This is a genomic window from Pseudomonas sp. CVAP#3, from assembly GCF_018986375.1.
Taxonomy (GTDB): domain Bacteria; phylum Pseudomonadota; class Gammaproteobacteria; order Pseudomonadales; family Pseudomonadaceae; genus Aquipseudomonas; species Aquipseudomonas helvetica.
In genome coordinates, this window is the sequence record NZ_JAHMSC010000010.1 from 90,151 (window position 1) to 107,724 (window position 17,574).

Genomic DNA, 17,574 nt, shown 5'->3' on the forward strand with positions numbered 1-17,574 from the left:
TCAATGATTCCTCAAACTTTGTTTAACACCAACCTGTTCGTCGACGGGGTGAACTTTGCCGGCGACGTGCCAAGCCTGACGCTGCCCAAGCTGGCCACCAAGACTGACGAGTATCGAGCCGGCGGCATGGCCGGTGCCATCGAGATGGATCAGGGCTTGGAAAAGATGGAGGCGTCCTTTGTCACCAAGGGCGTGCGCCGTGAGTCGCTGAAGCACTTCGGCCTGGCCGATGGCACGGCCTTCAATGCCACTTTTCGGGCTGCTTTCAAGGGGCAGAAGGGGGCGATTACTGCTGTTGTCGCCACCTTGCGCGGCCGGCTCAAAGAGGTCGACCTGGGCGACTGGAAGGCCGGCGACCCGGCAGAGATCAAGCACGCGATTGCGGTCACCTACTACAAGCTCGAAATCGACGGCCGCCTGATGTACGAAATCGACATGGTTGCCGGCGTTCAGGTGATCGACGGCAAAGACCAGCTCGCCGAAGTGCGCACTGCACTCGGCCTCTAAGGGAATAGATTCAGATGACTCAAGCAACTGATAAGAAGCTGCCGGAATGGCTGTCGATCACCCCTGAGCGCGCCGTCGTGACGCTCTCGCGCCCAAGTGATGCCAATGGGATCAAGGTCGATACGTTGACCTTGCGAGCCCCGGTCGTGCGCGAAGTGCGGGCGGCCGACCGGGCCTCGAATGGCGATGAAGAGCAGCGCGAGCTGATGTTGTTCGCGGGCTTGGCCGAGGTGGGCCTCAAGGATCTGGAAGGCCTGAAGCTGGTGGACTATCGCCGTGTACAGGCGGCCTATTCGCGCCTGGCGCCTGATACCGATTACTCGCCGTCGATGCCGGCGTGGCTGTCGATCACCACCGATAACGTTATGGTCACGCTGTCGTGCCCGAGCGAAATCAACGGCGTAACGGTCGATAAGTTGGCCCTGCGTTCCCCAACCGTTCGTGACGTTCGTTCGGCGAATCGTGAGGCGGGCGGCGATGACGAGCAGCGCGAGCTGGTGCTGTTTGCCGAGCTGTCCGGTGCGCCTGTCGCTGATCTGGAGGGCCTAAAGCTGGTGGACTTCAACCGCTTGCAGGCCGGCTATTTTCGTATGGACCAAGACAACGGGGTTTGACCCCAGCGTCATAAAAATGGCCGCGAAACGTCTAGCGGCGGAAACCGGATTTTCCGCCGCTGAGATTCTGTCGATGCCGTTTGCTGAGATGGTGTGGTGGCTCACGGATTGAGCCGCCTTCGGTAAGGCTGTGCAAATGGGGGCCATGACATGGCGAACAAACTCGCTCTCGGGCTGGTGATTGGCGGCGCCGTCAGTTCGACGGTCGGCGCCGCGTTCAAGGACGTCACCGGGCGCATCAAGCGTCTTGAGGATGAAGGCAAAAAAGCGCGTGTGTTACAGCGGGCGATCGGCGACACCATCCGCTTGCGCGATGAGTGGAAGAAGGCCCATGACAGCGGTTCCGCTGGGGCGTCCAAGCTGCTGGGGCGGTTGAATTCCAACCTCGACAGCTTGAAGAAGCAGGGCGTTGAAGTTGGCCGGCTGGAAAAGGCCTATCGGTCCATGGGGCAGGCGGCCAACAAGGCCGAGTTCAAGGCCAAGGGGCATCAACAGCTTGATGCCGGCAAGGCCGGGATGAAAAGCGCGGTCGGCGCGGCTGTCGTCGGTGTGGGGGCTCTGGTGGTTCCGACGAAGGTCAGCGCGGACTTCGGGGCCATTGTTCGTGACATCGCGATCAAGGCCGGGATTGCCAACAAGCCACAAGAACAGGAGATGTCGCGCAAGATCATTGATACCTCGCGCGACACCGGTATGGCGCGCAACGACGTGGCCGACGTGGTCAACCAGTTGGTTGGCGCCGGTATGGAGTTGAGCAAGGCCCTGGAATACGCGCCCGTCGCGGCCAAGTTTGTCGTGGGGCAAGGGTCGAGTGGCGTCGACACGGCGAAGATGATCAACGCCATGGGACAAAACGCCAAGATCACCGACCCCAAACAGATGCAGCAGGCGCTGGAGGCGATTGCCTATCAAGGGCAGGCGGGCAGCTTTGAAGCGGCCGACATGGCTAAGTGGTTCCCTGAGCTGTTGGCGGAAATGGGCAAGAATGGGATCACCGGCATGGATGCGGTGACTCAGTTGGGCGCCATGCTGCAAGTGCAGATGAAGACGGCCGGTAGCTCGGACGAGGCGGCCAACAACCTCAAGAACTGGATGGGCAAAATCGGTTCGACCGATACCGTCCAGGCCTACAAAAAGGCTGGCATCGACTACAAGGGCTCGATGCAGACCGGTCTGCAGAACGGTATGTCCACGCTGGAAACCAGCATGGCGTTGGCTCAGAAGTACATTCAGGCCACCGATCCGAAGCGCGCGGCGGCGATGGCCGAGGCGACGGCAAAGATCAGCAAGGAGGCCGATCCGGAGAAAGCCAAGGCCATGATGGCCTCCCTGGAGGAGTCGTTACGCACCGGCGACCTGTTCGCCGACATGCAGGTCAAGGCCGCACTGTCGGCCTACATGCAGAACAAGGCGCTGTACAGCCAGCTTAAAAACGATTCACGCGATGCAACCGGCATCCTCGATAAAAACCTCAGCGAACGACGTGAGTCGTCGTCGCAGAAGTGGGCCGAGATGGCTCAGTCGATGGATGACGCCATGCGCAGCGTGGGGGATGCGCTGCGCCCGGTCACGGATACCGTGGCGGAGACGCTGACCAAAGTCACCAAGAGCATTACCGCGCTGTCCGACAGCTCGCCCGGGGTGGTAACGGGGATCGTGGCGGTCGGTGGTGGATTGATCACGCTGAAGGGCCTGTTCAGTTCGTTCAAGATGGGTAAAGGGCTGTTCAACCTGGCGCGCGGTTCGTTGGGTGGTGGCAAAGCCGGCGAAGTGCAAAAGGTCTTTGTGACCAACGCCAAAGACGGCGATGGCGATGGCAACGACAAGGATGCAGAGCCCAAGGGCAAGGCCGGCAAAGCGCTGTCGCTGGTGGAAACCGGGCTCAAGGCGGTAGCGGCCCTCAAGGGGAAGCCTGCCGATGGCGACGCCGAAGCGGAGGGCGAAGGCGACGACAAGAAGGCCGGAAAATTCGATCTGGTTGCGACCGGCCTCAAGGTGGTTTCGCTGGCGAAGGAGGCGACTTCAGGGGGTGGCGAGGACGGTGAGGCAGGATCGGGTGAAGACGGCGTCAAGAAGGTGTTCGTCGTCAACGCGGGGGCCATGGGAGGCGCCGCTGAAGGTCCTGGCGAAACGCGCCGCCGTGGTCGCGGTGCAAGACGTAATCCTTCGCGTCGTCGGTCACGCCCGCCTGTACCACGGCCGCCGGTGCCCGTACCACGACCGCCGATTCCACCGGTGCCGGTTCCAAGCGGTGCGATGGCCAGGCTCGGCGGGGTGGTGCAAGCGGTTGGCAAAATCGGCAAAGCCGCCAAGATGATCCCCGGTGGTTCGCTGATGGATGCCGGCGCCATGGCATTCGAAACTTACCAGACGGCCAAGACCCAGGACGAAAAGGCCGAGGGTTATGGCGCGGCCGCCGGTAACCTGGCCGGCACCATGGCCGGCGCGGCGGCAGGGGCGGCCATTGGCTCGGTAGTGCCGATTATCGGCACCGCCATCGGCGGATTGGTTGGCGCCTATCTCGGCAGTCAGGGCGGCGAGGCGTTGGGCGGCTCCTTGGGTAAGTCGCTGTTTGGTGGCAAAGATGACAAGCCCGAAGAAAAGCCGGCAGCACCGATCACGCCGTTATTGATGGCGCCGCGCCCTGGTCCGGCGGTCCCCAGCTTGGCCACCCTGACCCAGCCACTCAATGGGTCGAACGGTTCTGGCGCATTGTTGATGGCTCAAGCGCCGGCCCCGCAAGGGCCTGTCTTGGGCGATGTCGCGCGCTCGTTGGCGGTTCAGGCCCCGGCCAAGCCGGCGGCCGTGGTGATCCAGCCCAAAGAGCCGGAGAAGCCGGCACCAACGAAAGTGGATCAGCAGTTTCAGTACTCGCTGAACATGCCGGTCACGGTGCAAGGGGATGTCAAAGACCCGCAACGCTTGGCTCAGGATCTGATGCCGCACATGCAGCGGATGATGGCGGATACCGCGAAACAGAACGCCGCCAAGCTGTACGACGAACCCCACGTGTAAGGAGGCCTCATGGCTTATATGGAGCAGTTGCAATCGGGCCTCAAGTACCTGGTGGAAGCGGGGGAAGCTGGCCGGCGCAGTGCGGACGGCATGCTGGGGCCGGTCAACGGAGCGATCAGCGAAATCACTGGCGCGGCGTCCGAGCTGGAGAATATCCCGTTTGTGGGGCCGGCTATTGGGGCCAAGCTTCAGCGGGTGATGCGCGGCGTAGACGCCGCCCAGGCCAAGGTCGGCCAAGTGGTGGCGGTGTACGGCCGTGCGACCCGGGCGGCCACTGAAGTACAGGAACGGTTGGGCACGCTGAAGGAGCAGGCGGGCAAGGCGGCGACGGCGATCAACAACATCGCCGGCAAGGTCAGCCCGTCGCTGGCCAACATCGTGCCCACCAGCTCCTTTGCTGTGGATGCAACGCCGGCACCGGAAGCGGTGAAGCCGTTCCCGCACTTGCTGATCATCCAGCCTCGTGACCCCAAGTTGCAGCCCTACTACTTCAATCTGGACACGGCAGCCTTCGACGAGCTGAGCCGCTCGACCGAGTTCCGCTGGGCCTCTCAGGAACGCCTGTCGCGCCGTCCGGCCCAGCAGGCCGTTGGCATGGGGGAGGAAAAGCTAACGCTCAAAGGCACGATTTACCCGGGCTTTAAGGGTGGTCTCAAGCAACTCGATACGCTGCGCAGCATTGGCGCCAGGCTTCAGCCGCTGACCCTGACCACGGGCTATGGCGAGGTGATGGGGACTTGGTGCCTGAAGAATATCAACGAGGAGCAGGGCGCGCTGTTGCATGGCGGGATTCCCCGTAAACAAGGGTTCACACTGGAGTTTGCGCGCTATGGCGACGACATGCAGAACGTCTGACGGGGACATGCTCGATGTCATCTGCCACAACGTTTATGGCCATCTGAACGGCTCCACCGAGGCGGTGCTGGATGCCAATCAGGGGCTGGCGGACGAGCCCCAACCCTACCGCGCTGGGGTGGTGTTCGTGTTGCCGGATCTGCCCAGCCCGACCGAGGAGGGGATCAGCTTGTGGGATTGACCACGGACGGCACCGCCGCCGGCGGCGCGCTGCGTTACGCGTAACGACACTTTGTTTTTTGACCCGCCTTGTGCGGGTTTTTTTTGGACGAAATCCATGACTCCCACTTTTCGAATCGTTGCCGATGGCGCCGATGTCACGGCGCTGATCAATGATCGGCTGTTGTTGCTGCGCACCTCTGACAAGCCGGGCATGGACTCCGACGAGTTTGAGCTGCGCATTGATGACCGTGACGGCCAGGTGCAGCTACCTCGGCGCGGCAGCTCTATCGAGGTCTACCTGGGCTATGCCGAAACGTCCTTGGCGCGCATGGGGCGTTACACCGTGGACACGATCGAGGTGTCAGGTCCGCCGGACACCATCGTGATCAAGGGCAAGGCCAGCGACATGCGCGGCAGTGGCAAGACCATCCGCAGCGGGAGCTGGGAGGACGTGCCGCTGTCGAAGATCGTGGCCGACGTCGCCGCGCGTAATGGCTGGCAGCCGGTGTGCCCGGTGACGACAAAGGTCGCCCGGGTGGATCAGCTCAGCGAGTCCGATTTTAATTTCATCACGCGCCTGGCCAAGCAATACGACTGCACGGCCAAGGTCGCTGACGGCAAGCTGTTGGTGATGCCGCGTCAAGGCGGGCAGACCGCCAGCGGCAAGGCGTTCGGCGCGATCACCCTGACGCCTAGCGACCTCAGTCGCTGGCAGTTCAGTCTGGGCGACCGCAATTCGCACAAGGCAGTGGCGACCAAACACCAGAACAAGAAGGACGGCAAGCTGGCGGTCGTCACAGTGAACAATGACGACGCCCCGGCTGGCTTGCCGGCGGTGCATACCGACCGGCATATCTACCCGAACAAGACCGCCGCCGAGTCGGCCGCCAAGGCGCGTTTGGCGGCGTTCAATCGCTCAACCGCTGACGTGCGGCTTGAAATGCCCGGCCGGACGGACATCTTTGCCGAGCGACCCATCAATGCCCAGGGTTTCAAAGTCGGGCTCGATGGTGAGTACCTGGCGGATTCGGTCGAGCAGGTTTTTACCCAATCCGGTTGGTCGACCACGGTCGAGTGCAATGCCGGCAAACAAGGCAAATCAAAAGGTAAGAAAAAGAAAGAAACGAAGCCGCTCAAGGTTGTGAGCGTCGAGAAGCTGTAACGCATCCCATCGCCGCCTGAGTGCGGCTTTTTTTATGTCTGGAGTTTGTATGCCCATCACTCAGCAGCAGTTGCTGCAAATCCTCCCCAACGCCCGCCCAGTCGCGGGCGTTTTTGTGCCGGCGCTCAACCGAGCCATGGCGCGTTTCGATATCTCGTCGCCGGTGCGCCAGGCGGCCTTTCTCGCCCAGGTGGGCCACGAGTCGGGCCAGCTCAGGGCGTTGTCGGAAAGCCTGTATTACAAAGACGCCGAGCGGGTTGCTCGGATGTTCAAATATGGCTTTGACCTGAACCACAACGGCCTTGTAGATCCGGCCGAGATCGAGGACGCCAAGGGTTACTTGCGCAACTCTGAAAAACTGGCCAACCGCGTCTACGGCGGGCGCATGGGCAACGGCCCAGAAGCGTCGGGCGATGGCTACCGCTACCGCGCGCGGGGCTTGATCGGCATCACCGGCCGGGATAACTACCGATTGTGCGGTATGGCCCTGGGCTTGCCGTTACTGGAACAGCCCGAGCTGCTTGAGCAACCGGAGTTCGCCGCGCTGTCGGCGGCTTGGTACTGGTGGGATCGAGGTCTTAACGAGCTGGCCGATGCGGGGCTGTTCGACCGCATCACGCGGGTGATCAATGGCGGCACCAACGGCCAGGTCGAGCGCCGTCAGCTTTGGGCGGCGGCCAAGGGGGTGCTATGTCCGTCCTCGATCTGATCCCGGCGCCCGTTCGCCCCTGGGCAATTGCCCTGGTGCTGCTGTTGGTTGCCGGCGTCTCTGCTGCTGGTGCTTGGCAGGTTCAGAAATGGCGTTACGGGAAGCTACAGGCGGATCAGGCGGCGTTCTCTGCCGAGAGTGCCGAGGGTCGCGCTAATGCCGCGCTGGCCACCTTGGAGTTTGAGCAGGGCAAGCGCCTGGCCCTTGAGGCGAAGCTAAAGACCAATGATGACACCCATTACAAGGAACTGTCCGATGCAAAGAAAGCTCTGCAACGCCTGTCTGATCGTCTTGCCACTGCTGATGTCCGGTTGTCAGTCCTACTTGCCACCGGCACCGGCCGCGTCGGTGCTGACGGCGTGTCAGCCACTGCCAGCGCCGGCGGCGTGGTTCATGGAAGCGCGCGAGCCGAACTTGACCCAGCGCATGCTCAGCGAATTGTCGCCATCACCGGTGACGGCGATCAAGGATTGATCGCGCTGGCGGGCTGTCAGGCCTACGCCAAAGAAATCTCAACACCGAAGTAAAAAAGAGCGGCCGGGGTGGATGCGTCAACATCCAACTCGGCCGCCGTCCCTGCAGATTGTCCCTGCAAGTCCAGCCAAGGCTCTCGCTTCGTGCACAAAGCGCGGCGAGCCTAGCACCTGTCTATCTATACAGTAAAGGTCTTGCTTTTTATGTCTACACCCATCATCCCGTGGATGGGCGGCAAACGCCGCCTGGCCGACCGTCTCATTCCGCTCTTCCCACCTCACGAATGCTACGTCGAAGTCTTTGCCGGCGGCGCCGCGCTGTACTTCATGCGGCCCCAGGCCGCGCCGGTGGAAGTCCTCAACGACATCAACGGCGACCTGGTCACGCTGTACCGCGTCGTGCAGAACCACCTGGAAGAATTCGTGCGCCAGTTCAAATGGGCGCTGAGCTCGCGCCAAGTGTTCGAGTGGCAGAAGATGACCCGCCCCGAAACCCTCACCGACATCCAGCGCGCCGCCCGATTCTTCTACCTGCAGCACCATGCTTTCGCCGGCAAGGTCACCGGGCAGACGTTCGGTACCGCCACCACCGGCCCGGCTATCAACCTGTTGCGGATCGAGGAGAACCTCTCGGCCGCCTGGCAACGTCTGTCCGGCACCTACGTCGAAAATCTCCCTTGGCTTGAATGTGCTGAGCGTTACGACCGTGCCCACACCTTCCACTACATGGACCCGCCTTACTGGCAGACCGCCGGCTACGGCGTGGACTTTCCGTTCGAGAATTATGAGCGCATGGCCGACTTCATGCGCCGCTGCAAGGGCAGGGTGATGGTCAGCATCAACGACCACCCGGATATTCGGCGGGTGTTTGAGGGGTTTCACTTCGAGACGTTAGACATCCGCTACAGCACCGCCAATCAACGACAAGGAAAGGCCGAGGTGAGCGGGGAGCTGATAGTCATGAACTGGGAGCCGGCTGCTTTGGGAGGATTGTTCTGACACCGGCGCGTCTTCACTAGTCTCGGCTCGCATCAAAGACAGCCGTTGTTTGATTTTCTGCCCCAAGCTGGCAGCCAGCTCTCGACTTGGGGGCTGGGCTTGCAGGCTCCTGAAATTCTCTTGCTAGATGTTGTGTCCCCTGGCAGGCCATCTACTCTGCTGACCGCCAGTGCTTAGCCAAACACCCCTTGTGCCTTCATCTGGTAGAGATATGCGCGGATCAATTTGTTGACGTCCGATGTACGGCAGCCCAAACAGATGTCGCGCAGTGACCCAACATTGAGGGTGTAGCGGGCCTCTTCCTCTACTCCCCGGTCGATAGCAAATCTGTACTCTCGTTGGTGGGAATATACATCCCGCTTATTGAAAACTGCTCGCTTGTCGTCAAATGAGCCATGAAAGGTGGAGGGGTCGTAGTAGTCCACGAGAGAGGCCATAGCCCTCTCGCCGTATGGCCTGAAACACTCTTTCTTGAACGGCCTCTGTTTTGACCACTACATTCAGCGAGTCGCCAGTGTCAGCTATGGGTTGATTGTTGCCGTTGCAACTCGGAGTTTCGCTCAATGTAACGGAGGCGGAGCCCCACCAAGAGCTTGGCGCTGGTACTCGTTGACAGCTGTGAACAGCGCTTCCGCTTCGAGGCGCAGTCTCTCGATTTCGTCTGCTGATTGCGTCCCCTGCGCCTCGTGGTACCGCCGCAGCGCATCCACCGCCCGTGCCATCAATGGTTCACCCTCCTTGATCTTGTCGACCAGGCTCTTGCCTTCCCTGTGATTGCTGTCGTTACTCATCAAACTCACCGACCCCCATTAATGATCAACGCAGTATAGGCCGCCCCACGCTGCTACCTGGGGGCGCTCCTGATCAACCAGAACTCTTAGAATGACTGGCAGAATTCGGCCAATTGCTGCCTGTCACGAAGGGCCGCAATCCACAACCCATAGCTGCCGTTAGCGAAGGGCAATCCCGCGACCATACACGGCAACTCACTCCCCGCTATCAACCGCCTCGGGGGCAAAATAGGTTAAAGGTTGGGGTACTGTGCTTCCTCTTCTGATTGGCTTGCATGCCAATCCGCCCACAGCTTAGCCTCTGCATCAAATAGCTCACGTGAGACGGTGCGTGGCCTGAACTCAACGATATCCTGTGTATCCGTCGCAAATATGTAGCGGCTGGCGCCATTGATGATCATCGTACGAAAAAATGCCGCGTCGGAGAGGCTTACCGTACTGCCTCGTGGAGGGGGGCGCTGGCCGACACAAGCGAATAGGAGGTGCTTGGGGCTGAGAGGAAGGAAAAGTCTTGTTCCTTGTACCCCCCAGCCGCCTTCAAGGCTCAGCTCTCCGTTCGCCCCCACTCCCAGCCTTGTGAACGGATTATCTGTTGTTGGCCAAGTGACTCCAGTGGGGGCGTGCAGGATGGTCCATCGATGAGTTGGCATACGATGGATTGTGTTTTTGAGGATGTGTTCGAGTTGCCAAATCCAAAACTTCCGCCCATTCAGTACCCGTGCTTCGATACCTTCTGAGCCATCCTGATTTTTCACGCGATGGAGCTTAAGGGGCAGCTTGCTGTACGGGTCTACAGCTGATGCGGGCTCAAGTTTGATACCAGACGCCAAAGCTGCTTCAACTTTGGCAACCGATCCCTCCATCGACTCAGACAAAAAAGCCTCAAGCGTTTCGTTCTGGCGCTTCATGAAGCTCTGCATGCCTGTAGGCGTCCTGATCGATTGCGCTACGGCGAAGCGGAACAAATTGTTCCAATCCTTGACACTCAATTGAGTCTCATTAACTACCTTTGCTATCGACACCGATGCAGGCCGTTCAAATTCACGATCAAGCCAGCGCTCAATCTCATCGCTGTCTTTAGAGCCCGAGAAATAGGTATAAAGGTGCTGGTGTTTAGCAATACCTTTGGGGGAATGAGGCTTCCAATGCTCGCACTTCTCATGCGGCACTAGGAGCCTGTAAGTGAGAATTTTGCCATTGATCACCCATTGCCTCAGGTAGGCCTGCGGTACATAGTGGTTTTCTTTTTTGATGCCTTCCATCGTGGCGCTTCATCCTCATTAATCTGTCATGAGACAGCCCTATTCAGGGTGTGTCAGATACCCGATGTCCGATGCCAAATGAACCACTCCAGTGTGAACGAGAACTCGTAGAAAGCGACAGAAGCATAGCGTTAGCTGCCCAGAAGGGGCAGTGGCGGGAACAGGTGCACTAGTTAGTGCGAGCAGTTCACAAACGGCAGTTCATTTTCCTAAAGGTCACCATTAGGTTGTGTCCAACAGTATGAACGTTTTAGCTAGCTGTAAAACCGCCTTGACTACGCTATAGCCATATGATATCAATTTGCCTCCGGGCTCGGGGTACGATTTAACTTTCCACTGACTATATGCGGTGGCCAATGCAAGGGTAGCTTTGCCTATTCGCGCTTAACGATGTTGTTAACGTTGGCGATGTGTAAAAGAGAAAATGACCCCGAGACCCGGTTATCACCATGAATATCGAAGAGATTTTTAAAAATTTATTTCGTCCAGGATTCAGCGACCTTGACAACCTGTGCCGGCTTTTAAAAGTTGACCAAAAGAAACTACTCAGTTTTTTGTACAAAAAGAACTCAAGTCACTATGTAAGTTTTTCCATCCCTAAGAGAAATGGTACGCCGCGGGCTATCGTGGCTCCTAAGCGCGTATTGAAGAGACTTCAGCGCGAGCTCTTAGAACATCTCGAAAAATTTTACACACCAAAATCCTCCACCCATGGATTTGTTGAAGGTCGAAGCATTAAAACCAATGCTCAAATCCATTCGGGGAAAAAGTACGTATTCAATATCGACTTAAAAGATTTCTTTGGAAGTATTCACTTTGGCCGGGTACGAAATTTATTCATGGCCCAACCGTTCAATGCACCACGGAACGTAGCAACCGTGATTGCACATATCTGTTGTAGTGATGGTCGGCTAGCGCAAGGATCGCCAACCTCTCCATTAATATCCAACATGATCTGCCGCAAACTTGATGCGCAGCTTCAAGCTTTAGCGAAAACAGGAAAATGCCATTTCACACGCTATGCAGATGATATAACTTTTTCTTTTACTACCCCGTTAAAATACCTACCAAAAGATATAATCGAGGTTTCTGAAGACCGTAGGGCTATCCCAGGGCGAGAATTGGAGGAAATCATCAAAGCCAATGGCTTCATGATTAATCCTGAAAAAACACGACTCCAACATCGATCTCAACGCCAAATGGTGACCGGCCTTATCGTGAATGAAAGGCCGAACGTTACTAGAGAATTCGTTCGCCTTACAAGCTCAATGATTAATGCTCTCAAGCGACATGGATGTGAGTTGGCAGAAGCTAAATACTTGGAGCTTTTGAAGGGAGAAAGCCATCCCTTACAGCCACGACAGATCATTAGAACAAAAGATAATGCGGGCGATTTTTTCATCAAGGTTGTGAAAGGCCGTCTTAATTACATTCAAATGATCCGCGGGCGTGGAGACAAGGTTTATCGCCGGCTAGCCTACGACTTTACCGTCGCTATCGGCAAAGCAAACCCAGAGTTCAAAAAGACTCCTGAAGAAGTTTTGGGGAACTCGATATTCGTAGTTAACAATATGACTGATGACAGCCAGGGAACCGCATTCCTGCTGGATGGAGTTGGAATCGTTACCAACGAGCACGTTGTACGCGGCGTATCAAAATCCATGGCGCCTCATATGATTTCCTTCCAGCGAGCTAACGAAGAGAAAGAGTACACCGCAGAACTTATCCTTTCTGATAAAAAAGCAGACTTGGCTATATTTCATCCAAACGCGGAATTTCGTAGCATCCCTTCTCTACGGAGAGCCGAGAGATCAATAATCCGACCGATGGAGTCAGTTCTATCAATTGGATTTCCTAGGCATAGAGATGGAGCCGCACACTATATTGCTAGAGGGCATACAACTCAGCGTCGTAGACAAGTTGATCTAGATCTTTGGCTAGTAGACTTTACTCTCTTTGAAGGGAATAGTGGCGGCCCCTTCTTCAACGACTCCATGGAGGTCATTGGCGTTGCAGCAAGGGGAGCTAAAAACAATATCGAATCAGCACTATTTGGATTCATTCCATTGGAAAGTTTAAATACATTCATTATTAGAAAAGATTTTGTTTTTTATAAAAAATTACATGATTTATTAGGGGGCTGCCTTCTTAAGGCTTTACCAAAACGTAGTGGCGACGGAGTTTTCACTGAGATTCATCATCAGAGAATTGAGCGAGTAACGGCTCGGCTGCAGGAGTAGGCGGTGTTGACTGTTCTGCAATTCCAAAACTGACATAATTGTAGACTGTTCTTAGCCTTTTGCAGTCTTAGCGAAAGGCAGCTATTGGCCGATTTCTGCCTGTTATGATTGACCGACATCGACCCACTCGGGCCAGTCGTGACAGGTAGACCCCAGCCATGAGAGTGCGAACTGTATGGCACCCAAATTTGTGGAGAAAATCGCCGTGCGAGTAAGGAAGGAGCAAAGCATTTGTGAATGGCAGGGGGTTACCCCAGATCGACCACAATCTGGGTCAAAAATCGGAATAGCGTTGGGGACCCTGGGGCTTCAGCCCATAAATGGGTTAAGGGTTAATCCGGAAAACGGTACGAACGGTTGGTACCTGTGGTGCGGTATGGAGTGGTCTGAGGCTGACGATTTTTTTTCACCCCTGCATGTAGGGCACATCACGGACTATCTACCGGAAGTTGTCGGATATCTCGATTTGCCGCCAGGCTATCGTTTTTACATCGACGGCAATAATTTTGAAGACGTTTGGCTTGACCCAGAGTTGGTACGCACTTGACTCGCCCGGTGAATTGCCCTGAGTTTTCATAGACACATCGAATGACTACTTCTGGCCGATAGGGGACGCCCGAGAGGAGGGTTTCTGGGATGATCGCACAAGCCCGCTTAGGGCAAATTTAGGGCAAATAGAGGGCCGCAATAGGCCGCCTCATGCCAATGGCTGACGACGAAGTGCCCGTATTCCATGGCCAGAAGCGGCCTAGTGTGACGACAGAAGGGGTTCGAATCCCTATCTCTCCGCCATTACATAGAAAAAGCCCCCGTAGCTGAAAAGTTACGGGGGCTTTTTCGTTTCTGGCGTTTTGTTTGCCACACGCAAAGTGCCGGTTCAGGCTGCGGCGCGCCGCAAAAAGCCGTTCCTGGTGCGCCGCTTCAGCGTTCGCCCAGCGCCTCCTCCAGCGGGGCAGTCTCTGATTTGAACAGCAGCCAGACCAGACAGAAGCTGATGCTGTAGATCGAGGTCATGATCATCATCGGGTAGACGCTGCCATCCGAGAGTTTGCCGGTGACGAAGCCGCACACCGCGGTCATGGCCATCTGGATAAAGAAAAACAGTCCCGAAGCGGTGCCGGCAATGGCCGAGAAGGGTTGCAGTACCGCCAGTTGGCAGGCTGGGATGGCGATCCCTACCGAGAGCATGATCAGCAGCATCGGGCAGACGATCGACAGCAGCGCCTCGGGCCAGAGCCGGGTAGCCATGATCAGTAGCGACGAGCCCACCAGGTTCAGGGCGATGGCGTAGCCGATCAGGGTATCGGCATCGTGTCTGACGGACAGGCGGCGGAACAGATTGGAACCCAGCACATAACCGGCCACGGTGACGGCGAACACTTGGGCATATTCCATCGAGGACAGGTGCAGGGTGCGTTGCAGCAGGGTCGAGGACTCGGCGATAAACGGAAAATAGGTGCAGTACACGCAGCCTATGGCCAGGGAGTAGCGCAGGAAATAGCGGTCGCGCAGCAGTCGCGCATAAATATGCAGAGTGCCTTGCTGGCGCGTATCGGGCCGGGTGGACGGACGGGTTTCCGGCAGCAGCAGGCTGATCAGGATCAGCGTTAGCGCGGCAATCACGCTCAGGACCACAAACACCCCACGCCAGCCGAAGGCGGTTTCGATAAGGCTGCCGATAATGGGGGCCACCATCGGCGAAATGGCCATGCCCATGGAGATCCGGCTAAGCAGGCGGGTCTGCTCATGGCGGTCGAAACGGTCGCGGACCATGACCCTGCCGATCACCGTGCCGCAGCAGCCACCGAGGGCCTGGAGCATTCGGGCGGCGATCAGCACCTCGACATCGCGGGCGAGCACACACATAAGGGTCGCCGCCAGGTACAGCGCCGTGCCGCCGATCAGCACCGGCCGCCGGCCAAAACGATCGCAGAGCGGGCCGCCAATCAGCATCGAAAAGGCGTACCCGACCATGTACAGGGTGAGGGTCAGTTGCAGTTGGGCATCGCTGGCACGCAGGGCATCGGCCATCGCCGGCAACGAGGGCAGGTAGATGTCGATGGTGACGCGTGGCAGGCAGACGACCACCAGCAACAGCGCGGACCAGATCCAGGGCGCCAGGTTAGATTTTACAGGCATGGGTTATTCCGTAGGGGCGAGCATGACATCCAGTGGCAAGTCAGGCTCGGGCCGCCAATGGTTGCGAGGGTGAATTCGGGGAGGGTGTAGAAGCCGTTGCGCTCTTGGGTATCCGTTACAGGGCCGTGACGTTAAGCGCTTTGTGGTTTAATTCCGAGAGCCGTTAATTAGTATTTCGACTGGACCACTATGAGCCGAGGAAAGGTTTCCGTTCCCCTTGATCTGCCTCAGCCCGGCAGCCTGAGCGATGGCAGCCGGGTGTTGACCAAACAGGAAAGCGCCTATGAGGCATTGCGCGGCGCGATTCTGGAAAAACTCCTGCCCGCCGGTAGCCAGTTACCCTCTACGCGAACCCTGGCGCAGCGCTGGTCGCTGTCTCGGGGGACCGTGGAAATGGTCTTCGACCGCTTGCGCAGCGAAGGTTACGTGACCCGGGTGTCGGGTTCGGGGACTCGGGTCAGTGCGGTGGTCCCCGATCTCTTTATCCGCGCGCCGCAGGTTCAGGCGACCCTCCATGCGCGAGAGCAGCAGGCGTCAGTGGCTTCGCCGCCGACGCTGGAAACCGCGGTCAGGGTGGGGCTGCCCTTTGTGGCGCGCCTGGCGGACCCGACGCTGTTCCCCATTCGCGTCTGGTCGCGGGCGGTGGCCAAGGCCATGGCCGAAGCCTCGGCGCAGTTGCTCTGTTCGCCAGACCCCGGTGGCATGTTGGTCCTGCGCGAACAGATTGCCGATTACCTGGCCAAGTACCGTGGCATCCGCTGCAAGCCGGATGACCTGATCGTGACCACGGGCATTCGCCACTCCCTGGACCTGGTGGCCCGCAGCCTGGTGACGCAGGGTGACAAGGTGTGTGTCGAAGATCCGGGCTACCTGTCGGCGAAAAGGATCTTTTCCATGGCTGGAGCGCGGTTGGTGTATATCCCGGTCCTCGAAGATGGCATCGACGATGGAGCACTGCGCCAGCACGGCGATGCCCGGTTGGTCTATGTCACGCCCGCGCACCAGTCGCCGCTCGGGGTGACCCTCTCGGTGTCGCGGCGCCTGGCCCTGCTGGACTGGGCCAGCCGGACCGAAGCCTGGGTGGTGGAGGACGACTACGACAGCGAATTCAACTACAACAGCGCGCCACTGGCGGCCCTCAAGGCCCTGGACCGCGATGACCGAGTGATCTATTGCGGCAGCTTCAATAAGACCTTGTTCGCCGGGCTGCGCGTCGGTTTCATGTTGGTTCCCGGGGCGTTGCGTAATGGCCTGCTGGCGACCCTGCAGGCCACCGGCCGCTCCGTTGGGGTCACCGAGCAGGCGGCGCTGGCGGAATACATGAGGAGTGGGGCGTTCGTGCGTTACCTGCGCTCGGCGCGCCAGGCCTATCAGGAACGCCGTGACGCGCTGCTGGCCTGTCTGGCGGAACAGGCGCCGGGAGGTTACTCGGTTTCCGGGCACCATGCCGGTCTGCACTTCGTCCTGGAGTTGCCGGCGGGCAGCGATGAATTCGACTTCTGTCGCCGTGCCAGCGCCATCGGGCTGGTCTTGCAACCGGTCAGCGAATTCTGTCAGGAGGTGCGACGGCCGGCGGCGGTGATGATTGGGTTCACTGCGCTGAGCCTGTCGCAGATCCGGTTCAGCGGCCGCAAGCTCGGGCAGCTGTTGGCCGGGCAGGCGGTATTTCTCGCATCAGGCTCAGGCGTCGTGGATTCTGGCTGCTTGCGTGCTACTGAAGGTTTCCAGCGCTTCGGCGTATGACAAATCATGCTGTACGCAATACATGAAAGCCCCGTAGCTGAACACGCTACGGGGCTTTTTCGTTTTTGGGTTTATGGCTTGGCGCGCTTTCCGCGGGCCGTGCTTATTCGGCACTTCTCTCATGATGGCTGGAGACGAATTGCCGAAAGCGTTCGGTGGGCAAGCCTTCGAATAGTTCCGTCGGTGTACCCTGCACATCGATCAGGCCGCCATGCATGAACACCACCCGATTTGACACGTGTCGGGCAAAGCCCATTTCGTGCGTGACCACCAGCATGGTGCGGCCTTCTTCAGCCAGAGAGCGCATTACGCGTAACACCTCTCCAACCAGTTCAGGGTCAAGTGCCGAGGTCGGTTCGTCGAACAACATGACTTGTGGATTCATCGCCAGTGCGCGGGCTATCGCTACGCGTTGCTGCTGGCCACCGGACAGGTGCGCCGGGTAATAGTCGCGGCGATCGTACAGGCCGACCTTGTGCAGCAGGGCTTCTGCTTCCTCAACGCATTCGGCACGGGAACGTTTGAGAACCCGCATCGGGCCTTCAATGACGTTTTGCAGCACCGTCATGTGCGACCAGAGGTTGAAGCTCTGGAACACCATACCCAGGCAACTGCGCATGCGCTCGACCTGGCGGCTGTTGCTTGGTGTCTGGCGGCCGTCGGCATGCTGCTTCATTTCGATCACTTCACCATTGACGCTGATGATGCCTTGATCGGGTGTTTCCAGGAGGTTGATGCAACGCAGGAAGGTACTTTTACCTGATCCACTTGCACCGAGGATCGAGATCACGTCGCCCTTGTGGGCTTCCAGGGAAATGCCCTTGAGGACATGTGCGCTGCCGAAGGACTTCTGAATGTTAGTTACCGACAAGGCTGAAGCGGGCTGAGTGCTCATGGCATGCT

General features: G+C 58.3%; 17 protein-coding genes. 12 read left to right on the forward strand and 5 right to left on the reverse strand.

Features of this window, described 5'->3' with window-relative positions:
- The first annotated feature begins 3 nt into the window (after positions 1-3).
- The 9 genes from KRR23_RS18245 (at position 4) to KRR23_RS18285 (ending at position 8,496) form a co-directional block, all read left to right on the forward strand.
- Positions 4-507 carry a phage major tail tube protein gene (locus tag KRR23_RS18245; RefSeq protein ID WP_216743629.1) on the forward strand — a complete coding sequence of 168 codons (504 nt, stop codon included), beginning with the start codon at positions 4-6 and terminating at the stop codon, positions 505-507.
- A gap of 14 nt (positions 508-521) precedes the next feature.
- Positions 522-1,121, forward strand: a complete 600-nt coding sequence (locus tag KRR23_RS29435; protein ID WP_216743630.1) for a phage tail assembly protein — start codon at positions 522-524, stop codon at positions 1,119-1,121.
- A gap of 150 nt (positions 1,122-1,271) precedes the next feature.
- On the forward strand, positions 1,272-4,136 hold the full coding sequence (locus KRR23_RS18255) for a phage tail tape measure protein (protein WP_216743631.1): 2,865 nt from the start codon (positions 1,272-1,274) through the stop codon (positions 4,134-4,136).
- A gap of 9 nt (positions 4,137-4,145) precedes the next feature.
- Complete coding sequence (locus KRR23_RS18260) at positions 4,146-4,991, forward strand: phage tail protein (RefSeq protein WP_216743632.1); 846 nt, start codon at positions 4,146-4,148, stop codon at positions 4,989-4,991.
- Positions 4,966-5,172, forward strand: a complete 207-nt coding sequence (locus KRR23_RS18265; RefSeq protein WP_216743633.1) for a tail protein X — start codon at positions 4,966-4,968, stop codon at positions 5,170-5,172. Before KRR23_RS18260 ends, KRR23_RS18265 begins: the two co-directional genes overlap by 26 nt.
- Before the next feature lie 96 nt (positions 5,173-5,268).
- Complete coding sequence (locus tag KRR23_RS18270; RefSeq protein ID WP_216743634.1) at positions 5,269-6,315, forward strand: phage late control D family protein; 1,047 nt, start codon at positions 5,269-5,271, stop codon at positions 6,313-6,315.
- A 49-nt stretch (positions 6,316-6,364) separates the two neighbouring features.
- Entirely contained in the window at positions 6,365-7,024 is a 660-nt protein-coding gene (locus KRR23_RS18275) for a glycoside hydrolase family 19 protein (protein WP_216743635.1), read from the forward strand.
- Positions 7,006-7,551, forward strand: coding sequence for a lysis system i-spanin subunit Rz (locus KRR23_RS18280; protein ID WP_216743636.1), 546 nt, complete (start codon positions 7,006-7,008; stop codon positions 7,549-7,551). The genes KRR23_RS18275 and KRR23_RS18280 overlap by 19 nt, the downstream gene beginning before the upstream one ends.
- Positions 7,552-7,701: 150 nt before the next feature.
- Positions 7,702-8,496 (forward strand): DNA adenine methylase, encoded by a 795-nt coding sequence (locus KRR23_RS18285; protein WP_216743637.1) that lies wholly within the window; start codon positions 7,702-7,704, stop codon positions 8,494-8,496.
- Between the two features lie 173 nt (positions 8,497-8,669).
- On the opposite strand, the gene KRR23_RS18290 is transcribed toward KRR23_RS18285, so the two are convergent.
- The 3 genes from KRR23_RS18290 to KRR23_RS18300 all read right to left on the reverse strand — a co-directional run bounded on the left by KRR23_RS18290 (position 8,670) and on the right by KRR23_RS18300 (position 10,549).
- Positions 8,670-8,921, reverse strand: coding sequence for a hypothetical protein (locus tag KRR23_RS18290; RefSeq protein ID WP_216743638.1), 252 nt, complete (start codon positions 8,919-8,921; stop codon positions 8,670-8,672).
- 135 nt (positions 8,922-9,056) lie between these two features.
- The gene (locus KRR23_RS18295; protein WP_216743639.1) at positions 9,057-9,287 is read right to left on the reverse strand and encodes a hypothetical protein; all 231 of its coding nucleotides are present in this window, start codon (positions 9,285-9,287) and stop codon (positions 9,057-9,059) included.
- A gap of 233 nt (positions 9,288-9,520) precedes the next feature.
- A complete protein-coding gene (locus KRR23_RS18300; RefSeq protein ID WP_216743640.1) occupies positions 9,521-10,549 on the reverse strand; it encodes a DUF4238 domain-containing protein in 1,029 nt (342 codons plus the stop codon).
- Positions 10,550-10,998: 449 nt separating this feature from the next.
- On the opposite strand from KRR23_RS18300, the gene KRR23_RS18305 reads away from it, so the two are divergent.
- Complete coding sequence (locus KRR23_RS18305; protein WP_216743641.1) at positions 10,999-12,789, forward strand: reverse transcriptase domain-containing protein; 1,791 nt, start codon at positions 10,999-11,001, stop codon at positions 12,787-12,789.
- A 175-nt stretch (positions 12,790-12,964) separates the two neighbouring features.
- Positions 12,965-13,336 (forward strand): hypothetical protein, encoded by a 372-nt coding sequence (locus KRR23_RS18310; RefSeq protein ID WP_253912160.1) that lies wholly within the window; start codon positions 12,965-12,967, stop codon positions 13,334-13,336.
- A gap of 374 nt (positions 13,337-13,710) precedes the next feature.
- On the opposite strand, the gene KRR23_RS18315 is transcribed toward KRR23_RS18310, so the two are convergent.
- Complete coding sequence (locus KRR23_RS18315) at positions 13,711-14,928, reverse strand: multidrug effflux MFS transporter (protein WP_216743642.1); 1,218 nt, start codon at positions 14,926-14,928, stop codon at positions 13,711-13,713.
- Between the two features lie 189 nt (positions 14,929-15,117).
- On the opposite strand from KRR23_RS18315, the gene KRR23_RS18320 reads away from it, so the two are divergent.
- Positions 15,118-16,671: a PLP-dependent aminotransferase family protein gene (locus tag KRR23_RS18320; RefSeq protein ID WP_216743643.1), complete on the forward strand. Its 1,554-nt coding sequence runs from the start codon at positions 15,118-15,120 to the stop codon at positions 16,669-16,671.
- A gap of 103 nt (positions 16,672-16,774) precedes the next feature.
- Here KRR23_RS18320 and KRR23_RS18325 read toward each other — a convergent pair whose 3' ends face one another.
- The gene (locus KRR23_RS18325) at positions 16,775-17,566 is read right to left on the reverse strand and encodes an ABC transporter ATP-binding protein (RefSeq protein WP_054596118.1); all 792 of its coding nucleotides are present in this window, start codon (positions 17,564-17,566) and stop codon (positions 16,775-16,777) included.
- Positions 17,567-17,574 lie beyond the last annotated feature (8 nt).

Bases quoted from the DNA above. Each gene is read 5' to 3' on its own strand.
- KRR23_RS18315 (WP_216743642.1), bottom strand. From the start codon at position 14,928: ATGCCTGTAAAATCTAACCTGGCGCCCTGGATCTGGTCCGCGCTGTTG.
- KRR23_RS18320 (WP_216743643.1), top strand. From the start codon at position 15,118: ATGAGCCGAGGAAAGGTTTCCGTTCCCCTTGATCTGCCTCAGCCCGGC.
- KRR23_RS18300 (WP_216743640.1), bottom strand. From the start codon at position 10,549: ATGGAAGGCATCAAAAAAGAAAACCACTATGTACCGCAGGCCTACCTG.
- KRR23_RS29435 (WP_216743630.1), top strand. From the start codon at position 522: ATGACTCAAGCAACTGATAAGAAGCTGCCGGAATGGCTGTCGATCACC.
- KRR23_RS18260 (WP_216743632.1), top strand. From the start codon at position 4,146: ATGGCTTATATGGAGCAGTTGCAATCGGGCCTCAAGTACCTGGTGGAA.
- KRR23_RS18265 (WP_216743633.1), top strand. From the start codon at position 4,966: ATGGCGACGACATGCAGAACGTCTGACGGGGACATGCTCGATGTCATC.
- KRR23_RS18295 (WP_216743639.1), bottom strand. From the start codon at position 9,287: ATGAGTAACGACAGCAATCACAGGGAAGGCAAGAGCCTGGTCGACAAG.
- KRR23_RS18325 (WP_054596118.1), bottom strand. From the start codon at position 17,566: ATGAGCACTCAGCCCGCTTCAGCCTTGTCGGTAACTAACATTCAGAAG.
- KRR23_RS18255 (WP_216743631.1), top strand. From the start codon at position 1,272: ATGGCGAACAAACTCGCTCTCGGGCTGGTGATTGGCGGCGCCGTCAGT.
- KRR23_RS18310 (WP_253912160.1), top strand. From the start codon at position 12,965: ATGGCACCCAAATTTGTGGAGAAAATCGCCGTGCGAGTAAGGAAGGAG.
- KRR23_RS18280 (WP_216743636.1), top strand. From the start codon at position 7,006: ATGTCCGTCCTCGATCTGATCCCGGCGCCCGTTCGCCCCTGGGCAATT.
- KRR23_RS18245 (WP_216743629.1), top strand. From the start codon at position 4: ATGATTCCTCAAACTTTGTTTAACACCAACCTGTTCGTCGACGGGGTG.
- KRR23_RS18305 (WP_216743641.1), top strand. From the start codon at position 10,999: ATGAATATCGAAGAGATTTTTAAAAATTTATTTCGTCCAGGATTCAGC.
- KRR23_RS18270 (WP_216743634.1), top strand. From the start codon at position 5,269: ATGACTCCCACTTTTCGAATCGTTGCCGATGGCGCCGATGTCACGGCG.
- KRR23_RS18285 (WP_216743637.1), top strand. From the start codon at position 7,702: ATGTCTACACCCATCATCCCGTGGATGGGCGGCAAACGCCGCCTGGCC.
- KRR23_RS18275 (WP_216743635.1), top strand. From the start codon at position 6,365: ATGCCCATCACTCAGCAGCAGTTGCTGCAAATCCTCCCCAACGCCCGC.